Annotated in this window: 10 protein-coding genes and 1 pseudogene; 4 read left to right on the top strand and 7 right to left on the bottom strand. The window is 58.1% G+C overall.

Going from position 1 to position 16,472, the window contains the following annotated elements; genetic code table 11:
• Positions 1 to 516: 516 nt before the first annotated feature.
• The 4 genes from AC1DCU_RS05155 to AC1DCU_RS05140 form a co-directional block, all read right to left on the bottom strand.
• On the bottom strand, positions 517 to 852 hold the full coding sequence (locus AC1DCU_RS05155; RefSeq protein WP_442251550.1) for a hypothetical protein: 336 nt from the start codon (positions 850 to 852) through the stop codon (positions 517 to 519).
• A 2,064-nt stretch (positions 853 to 2,916) separates the two neighbouring features.
• Positions 2,917 to 3,927: an ATP-binding protein gene (locus tag AC1DCU_RS05150; protein ID WP_442251549.1), complete on the bottom strand. Its 1,011-nt coding sequence runs from the start codon at positions 3,925 to 3,927 to the stop codon at positions 2,917 to 2,919.
• Positions 3,928 to 3,938: 11 nt separating this feature from the next.
• Positions 3,939 to 5,876 carry a hypothetical protein gene (locus AC1DCU_RS05145; RefSeq protein WP_442251548.1) on the bottom strand — a complete coding sequence of 646 codons (1,938 nt, stop codon included), beginning with the start codon at positions 5,874 to 5,876 and terminating at the stop codon, positions 3,939 to 3,941.
• Positions 5,860 to 6,390 carry a hypothetical protein gene (locus AC1DCU_RS05140; RefSeq protein ID WP_442251547.1) on the bottom strand — a complete coding sequence of 177 codons (531 nt, stop codon included), beginning with the start codon at positions 6,388 to 6,390 and terminating at the stop codon, positions 5,860 to 5,862. Before AC1DCU_RS05140 ends, AC1DCU_RS05145 begins: the two co-directional genes overlap by 17 nt.
• Before the next feature lie 476 nt (positions 6,391 to 6,866).
• Between AC1DCU_RS05140 and AC1DCU_RS05135 the strand changes: the two are divergent.
• The 4 genes and pseudogenes from AC1DCU_RS05135 (at position 6,867) to AC1DCU_RS05120 (ending at position 12,555) form a co-directional block, all read left to right on the top strand.
• Positions 6,867 to 7,611, top strand: a pseudogene (locus AC1DCU_RS05135) (site-specific integrase).
• 228 nt (positions 7,612 to 7,839) lie between these two features.
• The gene (locus AC1DCU_RS05130; RefSeq protein ID WP_442251546.1) at positions 7,840 to 9,636 is read left to right on the top strand and encodes an ATP-dependent nuclease; all 1,797 of its coding nucleotides are present in this window, start codon (positions 7,840 to 7,842) and stop codon (positions 9,634 to 9,636) included.
• A gap of 11 nt (positions 9,637 to 9,647) precedes the next feature.
• Positions 9,648 to 11,357, top strand: a complete 1,710-nt coding sequence (locus AC1DCU_RS05125) for a UvrD-helicase domain-containing protein (protein WP_478013507.1) — start codon at positions 9,648 to 9,650, stop codon at positions 11,355 to 11,357.
• A 259-nt stretch (positions 11,358 to 11,616) separates the two neighbouring features.
• Positions 11,617 to 12,555 (top strand): hypothetical protein, encoded by a 939-nt coding sequence (locus AC1DCU_RS05120; RefSeq protein WP_442251930.1) that lies wholly within the window; start codon positions 11,617 to 11,619, stop codon positions 12,553 to 12,555.
• Positions 12,556 to 12,700: 145 nt separating this feature from the next.
• On the opposite strand, the gene AC1DCU_RS05115 is transcribed toward AC1DCU_RS05120, so the two are convergent.
• The 3 genes from AC1DCU_RS05115 to AC1DCU_RS05105 all read right to left on the bottom strand — a co-directional run bounded on the left by AC1DCU_RS05115 (position 12,701) and on the right by AC1DCU_RS05105 (position 16,268).
• Positions 12,701 to 14,905, bottom strand: a complete 2,205-nt coding sequence (locus AC1DCU_RS05115) for an AAA family ATPase (RefSeq protein ID WP_442251929.1) — start codon at positions 14,903 to 14,905, stop codon at positions 12,701 to 12,703.
• Between the two features lie 247 nt (positions 14,906 to 15,152).
• Complete coding sequence (locus AC1DCU_RS05110) at positions 15,153 to 15,755, bottom strand: hypothetical protein (RefSeq protein ID WP_442251928.1); 603 nt, start codon at positions 15,753 to 15,755, stop codon at positions 15,153 to 15,155.
• Between the two features lie 327 nt (positions 15,756 to 16,082).
• Positions 16,083 to 16,268 (bottom strand): hypothetical protein, encoded by a 186-nt coding sequence (locus AC1DCU_RS05105; RefSeq protein ID WP_032974784.1) that lies wholly within the window; start codon positions 16,266 to 16,268, stop codon positions 16,083 to 16,085.
• Between the last annotated feature and the right edge of the window lie 204 nt (positions 16,269 to 16,472).

Raw genomic sequence — 16,472 nt, 5'->3', positions numbered from 1 at the left:
ACTGCCCCACAGACTCATACACCGCGCACCCCCTCCCTGAGCGACGTTGGCATCCAGATGACTGACCCTCCGCTCTCCGCGTCCCTGTTGTCGAATAAACGCAAGAAAGCTGTGAAGTTTCTGTCAGCAGCGGCGGATAGTCTTGTCCGCTCATAGGTGGTCAGCGACTCAGCGAAGTAATGATCCGGATTCTGGTTCGTGCTTCGCACCGCGCAGCGCGTACGTACGGGTGCCTCTCCCGCTCCAAGGCCCGCCGCGCCCGATGACCGGCATCGGAGCGGAGCCTTGACCTACGAGATCGATGTTCGTCCGTGAATTCTCCACCCGGGCTGCCTTGGCTGGGCGCTGCAGGCATGCATTGAAGGGCTATGGGCGCTCCGCACCCACGGTCCTTCGGACGGATGAATCGCCCAATCGGCCTTATGTTTATTAGGTTGGGGTGCCCCTGCCATTCCAGGCACGCGATGACTGCGGTCGTCGGCTGCAGATTGTCCCGGCCGATCTCCGGCTCCCCAGTCACGTGTTTGATCGATGCGCCCTTGAAAGCGGAGAAACATGGCCATCGACCGCACGAACGGGTAGGTCTGCAACTCGTTCCCGATTCAGTGCCGATGCACTGCCAGCACCCATCCGCACATCAACCAGTTTGCTGGCCGTGGAAAGCCGAGCAACAACCGCCCTGGTCTGCGCAGTGCTCCGAACTCCGGCGACATCCGCAGCGCTTGTCGATTCCATTGCTACCGGCGTCGGATCCACCTGGGCGTCAAGTCCATCATCGGCAAGGTTCACGCAATCCTTCACCTCGACGATGGCTGGCAGCACCGCGCTGACGCGACCTGCTTTCGCCTTCATCTGAGCGATCTTCTCCAGATGCTAATGAGCCAGTGGTGCAGGGAGATCTGCGCAGCTCTGCGACTTAGGTAGCCGGCGAGATGTGGATCTCGGCAAGGGGATCACATTCAATGCGCGGATTGCACCCTGCGCCCTCGATAACGAACCCTTATCAACGAGGCGAAGAGCGGAGCGAGGGCAACTTACGTGAGAGCTGGTAGCGGCGGAAGATGTTCCTCGCGTTGGGGGCGGTAGATGCGATGCAGCTGCGATTGGCGAAGACCCGTGTTCAAGCATCGGATAAGTACRTACACGGGCTGGAAATCAAACAGYTGTGTTGCCGGCCGCGCTGTGTCAGAGCCTAGTAGTGTCCGGGCTGAAGAGCTGACCGCGGCCATGGCAATTGATTCCTCCCCCGCCGGGTTTCGGTGCTGGGAAAGCCCCTTCAGCTGCAGCGGCTGAACAATTCCATCGGAAAGCTTCCGGAGTAATGCAGCTACTGGCCAGCACCCGCCGAAGTGCGCACAAGCGCGCTGAGCGCTCGTATAAGAAGGCGAAAGTTACCCGGATAGACCTCGAGGGCTGGTGGCGACCAGCGGCGAGGGCCTCGACTGACCGGGTGATCGCGCCGTGCTGTCCTCTCCTTGTGCGAGCGGCCGCCACCTAGGCAAGACCGTTCATTCGGCGACTGCACTGCGCGGCACCTTCAGAGCGGGATGTCTGAGACGGCTGGCCCGTGGCGTCGCCGCGGTCTGTCAAGCCTGGTAAGAATTCGCTCCCTGAACTGACCCATGGCTATGACCAATTCGAAATCTTCCTTCTGAACGCGCCCTCTGTCGCAGAGGCCATGATCCTTCTGCCCCGCCATTCGCAAGTGCGTGGGGCAACTCCAGCTTGCACCAGGTTGATGCAGCGCCCATTGCGAGGAGTAGCTAAACGGGTCGCACAGCATGGGCTGCGTGTTGGAGCGTCGAACTCGCGATTGAATTCGAGCAAGATCTGCCACCCATGCTTCAAAAGAACTGATGTAACTGGCTGCCGCTGCGTGCAGATCGGGTAGACGCATTGGAACCTCAAAGTCTGGAAGACCCCTTATGGTCATTTGTTCCGAGATTTCGAGCAGCTCTTCGCGCCGCTGGAGTAGCCATAACGCGTACGCTTGACCAAGGCAGCACAGATGAGGCTTGAGCGTAACCGGATACCTAGAGTTGATCCGAGATCGGCCTCCGCCCACGGACCTCATTGCATAAACGCGGCAGCGGGAGTGCCCCTTTAGATAGGTGCGCCTGATCTGACGCGCGACGCACCTGAGCAGGTCCTGATAGGGGCGGACCACTGCTTTGCAGTCGTCCGCCGGTGGCGGCAGCACAAGTGGAGTTGCTGGAAATTGCCTGAAGGAGTGTGACGTCGGTGCTAGTGCGTTCTGCACCATTGTGTTGGGAAAATGAGCAAGCGCATACCAGTATGCGCCAGCATGGCTATCCGCTTTCTCGCCGTCCCAGCATATCAACGTGCGCCCAGTGCAAGCTCTTTGATATCCGAGGAGAGAGGCGTTGGCATCTCTAAGCCATTGGTGCAGCTCATCAAGTTTATCTGTACTTGAGAGACTCTTTCGGCCCTGAAACGAACCAGGTATCGGGTACTTCAGCAGTGTCTCGCCACAAGAATTGCATGTAAATCCATGAGCTAGGGATCCTCTTGTGTCCAGCGCGCCACGACAGTGGGGACAGCCTAATAGCAAACGCCTCTGATGCAAGACGCAGCGCAGAAATCGTTCATCCTGTTGGTACTGATAGTGACGCCCAGAATGAATGCAGACTGGGCAGTAACGAAGTTGCTCATCCTTCAGCCATCGGCACCACTCACCCAGCGCGGACTGAACGTCGCTAAGTTGCTCAGTACCTTCGGCGGGCTTCCTCTCGGTTGCTCTGCGTTGAGCGAGATATACCTTTGATCGCACGAGTGGCACTCGCCACTCTCGATACACCGGCATCCACATCACATCAATGCAGTTGAGCCACTCCACAGTCTGGATAATGGTCCACGAGGAACAGTAGGCATCGATCAGACTTCGCGTCCACGCGATCATGGCGACCTCCGTCCGCGAGTCCTTCCCATCGCTGTCGCGGCCAACGCAGCAGGGGTCCTTGTTCGATAGCCAGAATCAAGAATGGCGCGTTCCCAGGTGTCACGCGGAATGCTCATTCCTTCAGTATCACTGCGCTCACCATCCTGGCCCACCAACATCAACGCCTCGGCTACCCACTGCATGCTGATCCCCTCGTGATCAACAGCGCCTGCGGACTGAGACCGAAATGCGTCGTAAAGATCCACAGCGCAACTGGCTAAGCGGAACCCGTTGGCATGCGCGAGTGGCCATAGGTACTGCGTATATGACCAACCGGACCCCGAGGGGTACTCGGTCTCCTCGTCGCACGACTTGAGCACTCCGCGGAGATCAGTCGCATCTTGCAGACTTCTGAACTCAACCAGGTCTGCCATGAATCGGACGGTCAGATCTGGCATCTCTGCCATGAAACGTTGATGCATCGAGCAAAGCTGGCTTTGACCAAAAAGGACAACCGTAACTTTGACCTCGTGCGTGGTTAGCCAGTTCACGATGCGCTTCAGCCAGCCTAGGTCCTTGACGTGCAAGTTTTGTGCTTCGTCAATGACCAAGAAGAGATGCCTTCCTGCGACAGACAGTGCATAAAGAGCCCGAAGCAGTTGATCGCGCTTTCCGGCGAGAGAGCGAAGGACGCGGGGCTCATAGTCGATCATTGAGAGAAGATCCTCGATCAATGCGCCCTCAGCCGCCACGTCCTTTGAAGTCGGCTCGTATATAACGAATGCCGATCCAGGGTACTGAATAGGGGCGAGCTTCTGCAGCGCATAGATACAAGAAGACTTGCCGCACAACGGATGCGCCCAAAACGCAATTGAGGACCGAAATCGCTGCGCCCGGTCAAACACCAGACGAGACACCTCCTTTATCGGCCCGGTGGGAAGCACCGCCGATGCCATCAGTAAGGGGTGGTGGTCTCGCAAAGATGGGTAAGACGCCTGGATGGCGGCAATGCTCTCGTTGATCTCCATTTGCGACCTCATCATTTTCCGATGACGGTGAAGTCAATGTTTCTTGACCGACGGATCCGGGATGCCAACGTCTGTGTGTCAACCCGCTTGACGGAAGTTGTCGTCGTCATGTCGGGCCTGTAGCCCTTCCTCCCCTCCTCAGCTAGGACAGTCGCTGCGTGCGTGGCTCGGGGCATTGTTGTGCAAGTATCCAAGGCTTTCTGAGCTAATTCTTGAAGCTCCAAGCCAACGATGTCGGCAAAGGGCTGGTCCCGAGCGCCTTCGATCTTGGATCTAAGCAATCTTCGGAGCTCTCGGGAGTGCGGATACCGCCACCGCGAGCTCAGTGGCACGAGCTCACCAAGCTCCCTTCCGTCACCTGTATATGCATGAATACGGAAGATGTCGTAGGGATCTGCATGGAGCGTGACCGCCTGCCCAATCAGATCCCAGCGCGTGGCCAAGATGGGAGAGCCGTACTCGACGCTCGCGTAGCTGACGCGAGGCAGTCTGCCCTTCTTCTGGGACCCCCTAACGGTGGCGGAGGCCACCTCCACTCGAAGCGGAGGTGTCAGCGTGGGGCGAGGCGGCCCCAGTGGGGCCAAGCAACCGGAGCCAGGGGCATAGTACTCAAGCATTTGGTCAGTGGGACTGCTGCCGTAGTTGGCCTCTGTAGGCGTTGAGTTCCAGCGCGCAATGGCCTTAGAAGTTTCTTCCATCAGCTTTTCAAGGGTGACCTGATGCTTCACCGCTTTACGTTCCGGCTGGTTGCGCCTGGTGTCCGTTGGGCTGTTTCCCGTGGTCGAAGGTGATTGCTGAAAAACATTCGATGCCATCCAACCAAACACCCGCTCGACAAGCGATCGGCGTTTCGGTCGCCTAATCGCCCCGAAAGAGATAGCAGCGCCAGTCTCCGCCCTAACCCTGTCGGCCACTGTGTCTGATAGGTGCGCGAGCGCGTTGTCGACAAATAGGCTGCCAAATCCAAGGCGCAATTCAGGAGCGTCAGCCTCCACCGAAAGAGTGGCTTCCAGTGCATGTTGCAGCTCGTTCGAGAGGCACTGTCCAGCGGACGCATGATCGATGCACCTGAGGAAGTCGGAGCTGGAAATTGTCCGGCGGACAACGATGTCCCAGCCCAGAATGAAGTTGGTGAACCTATCAGCGATGACGATAAGCGTCATTCGGCGGCTGGGAACGTATTTGATTCCCTTTGGAGTTCTCACGCCCACAGCAAAGATAATGTCGGCCGTATGCTCATCAGCCTCCACTATCTCAAACGGGGCTAAGGCCACGGGTCCTTCGGGTTGTCCGCCGGGCCTCCTTGAACGCTGTCTGCACTCTTCGCCGTACTGCAGGGATGCAACCCTCTCGTGGTTCGCAGTGAAGAACTGCTTCACGTACTCGCATATGGCCTCTCTGCCGTGCCGACTGACACAGAATGGCCATGCATTCTTGCCCAAGCCGGAACCACGACAGAGATCGAGAAAGACTTGATGTGCCTTCTTGCTCGTAACACGCCCTTGTTTCGCCCCGTCTGGAGTGATGCCAGTGGCGAGGTACTTGTCCAGGGTGAACTGAACATCCGGCTGCGCAGCGAACAATGCTGACAGGGCGCCCGTATAGCCGCCGAATGACAGGCTTGGCATCGCGCTTAGCGGCTTGGATCGCGTTGGCTTTTGCGTGCGAAATCCCTTGAGGATGCCAGCCCAACCCACAATTTGGCCATCGCCCATGATCGCGACGCAGCGATTGAGGTACCGTAGTACCTCAGTACGCTCGATTCCGAACCGAGAGGCTATCGCGGCAGTTGGGAGGCCACTTAAGTACGCAACCAGGGCTTGGCGTCTTTGCTGAAACAGCACCAGATCAGCCTGGTCCAGCAGACTGGTTTCACAAGCCGGCCACTCTCTGTAGTCCGCAAATTCTGCCGGGAGCGTCCTCCGGTTGAACTTAATGGCCGGGGTCATGTCCACACCTGAACAGCCTTGTGTGCACAGACCATGGGTGGACATCCATGTCCGAGCTGATGGATCGGGCGCGCAGCGCAAGAACCGCAGCTCCTACCACCACCGCTGGGTGCGCTTGTTTAAGGCCTCGTATGGCCTCTCCCAGGGTCGCCTTGCCCCGTCGCCGGACCATCGATTCGACTTCTTTTGCCAGAGAACTGAGATCGGAACCGCGGCAACGGTGAAAAGCAGAGATTGCCGCCTGCCAGTTGCGGATCCTCATCTTCGCCTGACCAAAATCACGTGTACTAAAAACAGAAACTGAATAGCCGCACTCTGCAGTCAGCGCTTCGATACCCCGCCGGGCCCGGTCTGATCCATCGTCGATCAACCGTGCCTGAATAGAGCCATCTGTCAGTGTAGTGAGCGCATCAAGGCAGATTGAGCCGCTGCCTAGGTGCACCTGTATCAGTGGCTCGCGAAACTCTGCTTCACGGACGCTTGCGTCGCCTTCGCAATAGAAGAAGAGCTTCATCCTCAAGTCACCACTCAGCGTCACCGGGCACTCAGCTGCCGGAGACTGCAGCGTCCAGAGGTTTGCTGAGTTGCTTGTCCGGGCTTGCCGCACACCAAGTCGGCGTTGCCTGGCTTTGGTCGTAACGCTCATTACCCTGCTCCAAACAGACCTCGCCGCAGGGGCAGCGGTCTAGGCATCCACAGGATGCATTCGGGCTTGGTTGTGCTTCGCGGTCAACATGGTCCAGGCCGATTTCCTATCACTGCGTGAGGAAAGGTCGCTGGCGTGCTTCGCCACGCTACTCCCGAAAGGCTTGGGGCGCAACCGATTGGGCGGTCGTACCAAAGTCCGCGCTGAACTAGTAACAGAAGTACGTGTAGCCAGCGAATAAGTAACACATATACCTGTTGGCGCCCTCTATTCAGATTGCTAGGTTATGGGGCTCCGCCTCAGTAGACTGTTGAAATGTATGGACTTCAAGGTAACAGGAATACGTGCTCCAGCAGCCGGTCGTCGATCAGGCCTTGGTGGCGGCCGGCCTGAAAGCCAAACTTGGGCCTTGGACCCTGGCCACCGTGCGCCATCACGTTGCCGTGCTGTCCACCGCACACCGGCTCAAACAAGCCACCAATCCCTGCGAGCAGCCGGCAATCCGCACCGTGCTCAGCCGCGCGGCGCGGGCCGCGGTCAAGCGCGGCGAGCGCCCACGCAAAAGGAATTCGGGATCGCGCTCTACTCTGCTTCGGGTTTGCCAGCGGCGGGCGTCGCCGCAGTGAGATCGCCGCCGCCGACCTGCGTGACCTGCGCCGAATCGGCGCGGCCGGCTATATCTACCGGCTGGAGCACAGCAAGACCCAGCAGGCCGGCGTCACCGCGACCTCCACGCCGGACAAGCCGGTGCTGGATCGGGCCGCCCTCGCCCTCCAGGACTGGCTGGAGGCATCAGGCCTCACCGAGGGGGCGATCTTCCGGAGGCTCTGGAAACAACGGGTGGGCCCCGCCCTATCCCCCGCTGCGGTAGGAGAGATCATCCAGCGGCGGGCACGCCTGGCGGGATTGGAGGGGGATTTTGGGGCCCACAGCCTGCGGTCCGGTTTCGTCACTGAGGCCAGTCGCCAAGGCGTCGCGCTGCCGGCAATTATGCAGCTGACCGAGCACCGGTCAGTCTCGAGTGTCGTGGGGTACTTCCAGACGGGCGGTGCCACGGCGAACCCTGCTGCTCGCTTGCTTGAGGACTGAACGGCAACGCCTCTAAGGCAATGCCTGCCATGCGCAAGTTATTGAATTCAATAAAACTAACTGAAGCGGCCTAGTAAAAAAGCGATACCCCAAACTATGCCTTCTGAGCTGTTTGACGAAGCGTCAGCGAAGGGGCGACGGCAAGAGGACGGATACCCTGCACTAGCATATTCTGTACAGTGAAGACGGCGGAACGGACTGCCGGGCGACTACGGATAAGGAGAAGCCATGCGCGTTGCACGTGTCGAGATTGAGAACTTCCGAGGTATCCGCAGCGCTACCCTTTACTTCGCCGGGACTACGGTCCTCCTCGGTGACAACAACACCGGCAAGTCCACCGTTTTTGAGGCAATCGAGCTGGCCATTGGCTCTGATCGACTGGCCCGGCAGCAGGTGATTGACGAGCACGACTTCTTCGGCGGGGCCTACCAAGCCGCTGGCGACGAGCCAGCTCCCAGAATTGTTATCGAGGCTGTAATTGCCGATCTGGACGCCGAGCACTGCCAGCGCTTCCGGGCACACCTAGAATTTTGGCGTGAGGCAGATAAGCGGCTGCTGGGACCTGGCGAAGCTCAGCAAGTTGCCCAAGAGGGCGTCGTGCCCGCAGTCCGCGTCCGATTTGAGGGGAAGTACGATCCAGATGGGGACGAGTTCGAAGCCAAAACCTGGTTTGCCGTGCCCAGGTCGGAGGATGGGAAGGCTACGAGTGAATGTCGCTCCGGTGACAAGCGCGAGTTCGGCTTCTTGCATCTTCGGGCCCTTCGCACTGGTTCGCGGGCGCTCTCGATGGAACGCGGCTCGCTTCTCGACATCATCCTGAGAACCTACGAGGTCCGGACGAAAATGTGGGAGGGGCTGCTCGACAAGCTACGCCCTCTGGATGTTGTCGGCGCCGAAGATGAGGAGTTTGGGCGAATTCTTGATGCCATTCAGGAAGCCATGCGAGACATCGTGCCCGGAGAATGGGCACATGCTCCGCATCTGCGAGTTTCTGAGTTGACACGCGAGGATCTTAGGCGAGTGCTGAAATCATTCCTGGCAACGGGTGTCGAGGGCTACGCCGCTCCGTTCCAGCATCAGGGCTCTGGCACGATCAATGCCTTGGTTCTCTCAATGCTTGGTCTTATCGCAGAGCGCCGCCGGGGACGTGTGATCTTTGCCATGGAGGAGCCCGAACTTTCGCTGCCACCTCATGTCCAGCAACGCGTTGTCGACAAGGTCCGCGGGCTTGCCTCACAGGCGCTTTTCACTTCGCACTCGCCTTACGTGATCGAGCAGTTCGAGCCTGAGCAAATGACGGTTATGCGGCGGGATCTGACTGGCGTGATGTCAGCAACACCTGTTTCGCTTCCGGCCAACCTGAAACTGAAGCTCTTTCGCGACGGCTTCCGCACCCGCTTCTGTGAAGCGCTACTCGCCCGTCGCGTCGTCGTTGTTGAAGGAAAGACGGAGTTCGTCGCATACAGCGCAGTCTCCCGGCGCATCGCATTCCTCGCGCCCGATCAGTTCAAGCGGCTTGACTCGCTCGGCTGGGTGCCATTCGACGCTGGTGGCGAGACCAACGTTGCCTCATTCGCTGCTTTCTTCCGTCAGCTAGGAAAGACAGTCGCAACTATCTTCGACCAGCAGTTGGCAGGTGCACGCGCGGCGATCGCGGCGTCATGCGATCGGGCCTTCGAGCAGCCCTATGCGGGTTTCGAGCATTTGCTAAGAGCGGAGATTCAAGTCGATATGCAGAGCTGGTTCGTCAAATGGCTAGTAGGCAACCAAGAGTGGCCACATGCATTGGCAGGCATTGTTCCTCCCGAAGGCAGTCCGAATGAGGCTTATGTAGAGCCATTCATCACATTGATGCGCCATAAAAAGGGAGATGACTACCTGACACTGTTCTTTGATCAGTGCCAGGTTGGGCATATGCCAGCCTCCATCGTTCACACACTACGCAGCCTGCGCGAGATGGTAGAACGCCCGGCTGCGCCCCCCGCCCTGCCCCTCCCCTTCATCGTGCCGCCCGTGGCGCTATAAAGGGGAGCGTAATGGCCATTGTTCTCTGCGACCAACGGCGGCGCCTTCTCGCGACTGAGGGGCATATCGCGCTGCGAGGGGGGGGCGGCTCAGGCAAAACCACCATTGCGCTCGCTAAGGCGTGTGAAGAACTGGCAGCGGGTCGACTTGGCAGCACGGGTAAGTCTCTGTTCATCAGCTTTGCGCGCGCCACTGTAGCGCGTGTTGCTGAGCAAGCAACTGCATCGCTGCCGCGAGATCAACTGACTCGCATCGAAATCAATACCTACCACGGCTTCGCTTGGTCGATCTTGCGAAGTCATGCATACCTGCTTGGCGTACGCCCTGGAGTATCGCTACTCCTTCCAGCTCACGAGCGATCGCGTCTAGCGGGTGTCCCCGACCAGAACCGCGCACGCGAGCTACGGCGCCTGTTCGAAGAAGAAGGGCTGGTCGCGTTTGATCTCTTCCCAATCCTTCTCGCTGAGCTACTCGACCTGCTCCCCGTGGTTGCGCGCGCCATTGGCGACGCCTATCCGGTAATCATTCTCGATGAGTTCCAAGACACGAACGCAGAGGAGTGGGCAATGATCCGTCGTTTGGGGCGGCATAGCACCCTGATCGCCCTTGGTGACCCCAAGCAGCGCATCTATGATTTCAAGGGTGCCGATCCCAGGCGCTTCGATGATTTCATCGAATCCTTTCAGCCTTCGGTCTTTGACTTTCAAGGCGAGAACAACCGTAGCGCGGGGACAGACATCACGCAATTCGCCGATGCAGTCATCAGCGGTAACTACCGGGCTGAACCCTATGCCGGAGTTTCCATTGTGGGCTACGGTGGCCAGAGTCTTCACCCGCTGAAAGAACGCGTCCTTCGCACCGCAGGTAGATATCGCCGCCGATCTGAATGGTCAATCGCGGTGCTCGTTCCGACAAACAAGCTCGCAGTCAACGTCTTTGATTACATGAGAAGGGAGGCCAATGGCCTGCCGAGCTATCCGGTTGATATCGCAGTATCGATGGAGGGGCCGATGCTTGCGGGCATGGTCATTGCGTTGCTGCTGGAACCACGGGCCCCAAATGGATCCGTCGGCGCTGACGTCTTGGAAGCAATGGCACTTCTGGAAACAGGTCGCAAAGAACGTGCGTCTGCGACTTCGATCGAAACAGCTCGAAAGCTCCGGGATCGAGCCTCAAGAGTCCGCCTACGCGGTGATGCCGGCTACGGCCGGGCAGTTGGAGCCGGCGTCCGCCAACTGGTTGCTGAGGTTGAAGCTTTCGCGTTGAGTGGTGACCCATTCGCTGACTGGCTGTCCATTCGCAACCTTATGGCAGGTAACGCCAGGACAGAAATTCAAGCAGTAGCCGCAGAGGCACGACACATGAGGTTATTGCGCCGCGGAACACAGATCGAGACCCGCCTGGCGGAGGCGTGGCGCGTTCATGGCTCCTACTTCAATGCAAGAGAACTTCTGCGCGCCGCTCTGGTGGAGGATCAGTTCGCTGCTAACTCACGAACTCAGCAAGGCGTCATTGTCATGACGATCCACAAGGCCAAGGGAAAGGAGTTCGACGAAGTGCTTGTATTCGAGGATTTGTACAATCGATACCTTCGCACTAATGGTGCTGACCCAGAGCGGTCAGCACGTTTCAATTTGCATGTTGCTGCGACGCGCGCGCGCTCCGCTGTTGCGATCATGACGCCATCTAGGGACCCTTGCCGCCTACTCCCGCTCATCTAATAATTAAGGCAATGGATGCCTTAAAAGCACATAGCGGCGTACTCTCGATAAATCCTCGCAACCTACTTCTTCACGGTTGAGGCCGTGCTCGGCTGACAGCTGTCGCATACCAATGACTGGTCTTGAGTGGTAATCATCGGCGGTGATTCGATCTTCCTCCAACTATTCATACTTCTTATATTGGCATTGTTTGATACGCTAGTGACCAGCTGGATCAGCTCCATAGCAACGACTGCACCCGCAAACGGTTGATATCCGGATGAGTACTTCGAACTTAAAGCCATCGAAAGACGAACTTGAGTCGAATCTTAAACAGTATCGGGTAGAGGCGGGCTCGCACTTGAGCGATCTCGAGTTTGAGGTCATTCAGACAATCTGTAAGGCGGCCGACAGGGCCATGCGTTTGGCTGCACGCAAGGCTCTTTCTCAAGTTGCGGAGTCCTTGAAATATAACTTCATCCCCAGACTGACCGCCGACAGATCAGCGCTACCGATGGCTACCCAGGTCGGCGATGGCGAGGCATATCGAATCTCAATTCCAATATCTTTTATTGGCAGGCTGCTTGAGATCACGCCGACTCGAGGAGGTATGCCGCCGAAAGAAGCTTCCGACTATCTCCTTTCGTCGACTATCGTCGCCGTGCTGGCTGCGTATGGCCATGAGATCATTCACGTCTTTGCTGGACACTTGAAGATGCCATCCTCGCTTGGCCAAGAAACGCATGCGGATTACGTTGGCGGAACACTTCTCTGGGCTTGGCTCGATGATGAAGAGATCGCAGCGTTGTGTCAGATCAGAGCTGACGAGAAGCCTTCAATGTGTGCCTATGGCTTCTTGCAGTTAGTATCGGTCTTGAGTGATTCGGATCACGACCAAAGTCTTTACCTCCCTCGCTGTCTTCGTCTCATTGTTTTCGCGGCCGGTGCTGGATTTTGTGCTGACGGAACGCAAGGGTCCGGCTCTGGCGACCTAGTTCAGCGAGCTTTTGAGGCCCTGCCGATGGGTCCAAGAAGCGACTTCGAGTCGCCGGCAATCCGTAGCCAGCACGCGACCCTGACGAGCCAACTGAATAATCCTCAAGTTATTTGTAGACTAAGGCAAGCGTTTGACGAGATAAACCAACAGAAGAGTGGGTGGTACAACTCGTCAGAACACTTGCGTCCGATCAAAAGAGAGCTCAGTCGCGCGATCAAATGACACGCATCCTCCAGACGCAACTTTCAAGTTTGCCAAACACATGGGGTTAAGGCCGGTTGTGAGGCGATCTACCCTACCCCCGATAAATCTTCCTAATCCCCTGCCCCGCCGATGTCCGCTTCCGGCCAGAAGCGGACATAAATATCTAGGCGGTTTCCGCTATCAACACTGAATAGTGATCTGGGTCCACACGCTCCATTGCCCGCATCACGCGCTCGACCATTCCCCGCGACATTGCGGGGAAGTCGGAAAACTCGAGCAGACGGAGCGTTGATGCGCTGTGCGACCCCTCGTCCACGTATCTTGCGACTGCGTTTCTCTCCACTTCGTCATCGAATAAAATGTCCAACTTGGAGAGATAATTCTTCGGCGTAGGACGCTTGAACCCAAGATACATCTCCAAGAAACGCCGGAGAAGGTTTGGGCAACCTAGGTATGCTTCTACATCGGGTCTTGTGCTCGCGTGGAACTGGCGAAGGCAGAAGAAGACGTGATGATAGTCTGATCGGAACTTCGCCAAGTGGGCTGGAAGCCCCATCAACTGGCTAGCGCCGGCGTTCTCACGATGGACAAGATACGCCTCATGATCCTTGCGAAACTTTCCTGCACGGTCAGCCCAATCTTGCTTAACCGTGTTGAAGAACTCCGAATTATGCGTCGAAATGAATAGCTGCCGACACACCTTTAGACTCGTAATGAGTAGGTAAGCCACGTCATAGATGTGGTTGGCATCTAGGCTACAGATCGGGTCATCCACGAAAACGACCAAATCCTCAAGCCGCTGACCGTTCTGCCCCAAGCTAACCAGGAAGTAAGCCAACGAGATCGCTGTCCGCTCACCGTCGCTCATATTGATGGCGGGTTGACCTTCGCGGATGAACTGGATCCGATTGTCCTGAGCCTGCTCGACGGAGATGCGCGGTCCAAGCAAGCGCCTCAGCAGTCCATTGATCTGACTTGCGGCCACCGAGCTACGTTGTAGCTCGGAATTTACCGCCGCCGCTTGCGCTGCAATTTTCTGCCCGACAGTCTTGATGCGTCCAAGCTCCGCTTCAGCCTGGTTCAAGAACGCGACCGCTTCCGCCGCTCCGGGGTCGAGCACAAATCGGGCTGCGAAGTGCTCCTTCACTTTCTCGGCTGCGCCTCGGCGTCTGGCGGCAAGTTCGTCACACGCGCGGTTGTGGTCATCTTTTGCCTGGTGAAGCTCCGCAAAGATGGCCGTCAACTCGGGAGCTCGATCATCAACTGCCTCCACGGTGTAGGCCGTCACCATGTTGGCAAGCTTCTCGTTCAGCAGGCCAGCCCAACTCCCACGGATCTCGCTTTCCCGAGCTTCCCAAGCCGTGAGCCGACCCAGTGCGGCCTTGACCTTGGCCCGGACATCGGGGACCCACTCCTTCTCATGCGGCAAGGTGTGCGCCGGCCTGCGCTGTTCCAACCGTCCGATTGCCGCCGTGATGGCTGCGTGCTGGTGGCGATACTCGTCGGAGAAGTGGTTCGCGTAGGCTTCGAGCGCTTGCGCTGCATCGTTTCCACAGAATGCACAGGTCGTACTGTGCTCATGAAAGCGCAGACCGGTGCGTACCCAGTCGCTCAGCGTGGGGTCGTCAGACAAGCGTTTGATCGTGTTCTGCTTTGGTGTCTCCTTCAACAACTTCGCGACGTCATCTACCCCAGGCGGGAGCGGAGGCACCACCTCTGGCAGGTTGCGAATGGGAGCGAACTCACTCTGGTCGCGCGCCTGGCCGACCATTGCTTGCAACGTGGCGAGGTTGAGAAGGTGGTTAGCCGGTGCGGTCAGCCGTTGATGGATACCTTTCAGATTGGGCGCACGAAAGTCGCGGACACCTAGAACCGTTCCGCATTCCCTAGCCAAGTCCGTGGCCGCTTTCTCCCTGGCGGTACTGGTCTCACTCTGCTTTGTTTGGACCGAGCGATACATTGCCGCCACACGGTCCCGCCGTCGGGACAGCGACACAATGCGGTTACTCAGCCGGATGTTGTCTTCGCCCACGATGAACAAGGCGGGCGCGTGCGTGTAGTCTGCCTGCTGCAGGTTTGCGTCGATGAAGTCCCGGTTGAAGATGCGCACGGGAACCTGCCCCCGATCTTGCTCTTTCCGACTATCCAGCACGCCCTGTCCCACGCTGACACGCACATGTGCGCCGGCCGGCAGCCCGCTTATGGTCGGCCCGTTCAATAGCCCGAAGACACGGGAAAGGGTCGTCTTGCCGGAAGCATTCCAGCCATAGATCAGGTTGTAACGCGCGAAGTCCGGTGCTGCGCTCGTTCGCCCGTCGTAGCCGTCCCAGACTGCCGCTTGAGAGATGGATTCAATTCGCCCAAACATGCATTCCCCTACGAGCATGATTCGTCATGAGCACCTATTCTTCTCGACAATCTAACGCATTTCACATACGTCCGCTGCCTTGACCGGGCAACGAACGGTTTGGGTCGGAGACCGCCCTTCCCTACCCTCGATAAATCTTCCTAATCTACGGCTCACCTTGAGCATGCTACGGTCCCGCAGCGATGGGAGAAAGTGCGGGATCGGATCCTGGCGCTAGCCGGATTGGCGCCAACGACCTAAATCTCTCCTAGATCCTTGAGCACGGACTGCCCCTTCTGCAGGAACCCAGCCAGCAGTCGGCCCCCTGCCACCCTCCGTCCCAGCCGCTGTTGAGGTAGCTGCTCTGCAGGCGCGCATGGGCCAGCAGATCCGTCTGGGCCATGCTGGGAGTTACGAACTGGAGCGGTTCGCCTAGGGACGCCAGCTGGCCCCAGATCGGCTGGACCACGCAAGTACGCTGGCTGTCACTCTTCGCATATCCCGTGGCCATCATCCGGCCGTTCTTCGGCGACCAGCCACCAAGCACCAACTCGGCTCCGAGCTGCTCGATCGGCAATCCTGCCTCGGCTGCCGCCTTCTCGTAGTTCGGCCACAGCTGGTCCACCACTAACCCCAGCTCGGTAGATAGCTGTTCCATTGTGAAATCTGCGCGGAAGCTGGCCTGCAGCGTTAGCTCATAAATGCGGAGGAAGAACTGCGTAGAACCTCGCGTAGCAAGTATCAGGTTGTGCTGAGGGATCAGCAGCAGCTTTGCTCCTGCTGAATGTTTCCCTGTGAGAGCATCCTCTGCCAAGGTATCCACTGCGACGACAAGGTGGTCACGAGTGAGTAGAAGGTTGAGGAGGCTCACGGCAGGCTCGTCTGGACGTTCGCAGACTATCGCCCTCCCCTTCCCCTCCTGTCCAGACTGCCATGACCTCCGAGATTACAAAGATCCTTGATCGCCTCCATGCTTGCGACGCCGCAATTGAGATGCACCGCGGCTACCTAAAGGCAATGGAGTATGTCCTGCGGATTTCGTTTCTAACGCACCAAGATCAAGAGCTTCTGCCCGACACGTGGACCAGATTGCTCCCTTCGATCGCTCAAAGCCACGAGAGAGACGGTGGCCAACTGTTTGCGGCCGCATTCCAGCAATCTCTGACAGTTCTCACCGAGCGGATCGGCGCGGAATGCACTAGGCCCTAAAACGCTCGGGCAACGGATCGCGCTCCCGCAACCCGGCAAGATACGCTTCAAGAGCATCAACAAATTGCGCGTAGTGAATCGCCATGTCGATCATCTCAAGCCCGTGAAAAGAACCCGTGTTCCAGATCTTGTCGCTCTCCGCAGAGGTCAGCCTCCGGCCCAGCTCGGCTTCCATCGCCGATTGCGTTGCCGCAGACAACAGCCGATTCTGCTCAGATGGTGTTGCCGTGGCGGGGCTTATTCCTCCATTTTGACGGAAGAACTATGCCCTCGCCTCCAGTCTAGTGCAAACACCAAACCCAGCCATGCAAACGACCGCTTGAGCCTCTAAGCGGGAACCGGACAGAGCGCCTGCGCACGTCTGCCTCCGGCCAGAAGC

Source organism: Stenotrophomonas sp. 10L48 (assembly GCF_056395105.1).
Note: the sequence above shows the minus strand (reverse complement) of the source record. Positions and strands in the feature narration are given on the sequence as shown.

Excerpts from the sequence above, each read along its gene's own strand:
- AC1DCU_RS05155 (WP_442251550.1), bottom strand. The coding sequence starts at position 852 with ATGAAGGCGAAAGCAGGTCGCGTCAGCGCGGTGCTGCCAGCCATCGTC.
- AC1DCU_RS05150 (WP_442251549.1), bottom strand. The coding sequence starts at position 3,927 with ATGGAGATCAACGAGAGCATTGCCGCCATCCAGGCGTCTTACCCATCT.
- AC1DCU_RS05145 (WP_442251548.1), bottom strand. The coding sequence starts at position 5,876 with ATGACCCCGGCCATTAAGTTCAACCGGAGGACGCTCCCGGCAGAATTT.
- AC1DCU_RS05140 (WP_442251547.1), bottom strand. The coding sequence starts at position 6,390 with ATGAAGCTCTTCTTCTATTGCGAAGGCGACGCAAGCGTCCGTGAAGCA.
- AC1DCU_RS05130 (WP_442251546.1), top strand. The coding sequence starts at position 7,840 with ATGCGCGTTGCACGTGTCGAGATTGAGAACTTCCGAGGTATCCGCAGC.
- AC1DCU_RS05125 (WP_478013507.1), top strand. The coding sequence starts at position 9,648 with ATGGCCATTGTTCTCTGCGACCAACGGCGGCGCCTTCTCGCGACTGAG.
- AC1DCU_RS05120 (WP_442251930.1), top strand. The coding sequence starts at position 11,617 with ATGAGTACTTCGAACTTAAAGCCATCGAAAGACGAACTTGAGTCGAAT.
- AC1DCU_RS05115 (WP_442251929.1), bottom strand. The coding sequence starts at position 14,905 with ATGTTTGGGCGAATTGAATCCATCTCTCAAGCGGCAGTCTGGGACGGC.
- AC1DCU_RS05105 (WP_032974784.1), bottom strand. The coding sequence starts at position 16,268 with ATGGAAGCCGAGCTGGGCCGGAGGCTGACCTCTGCGGAGAGCGACAAG.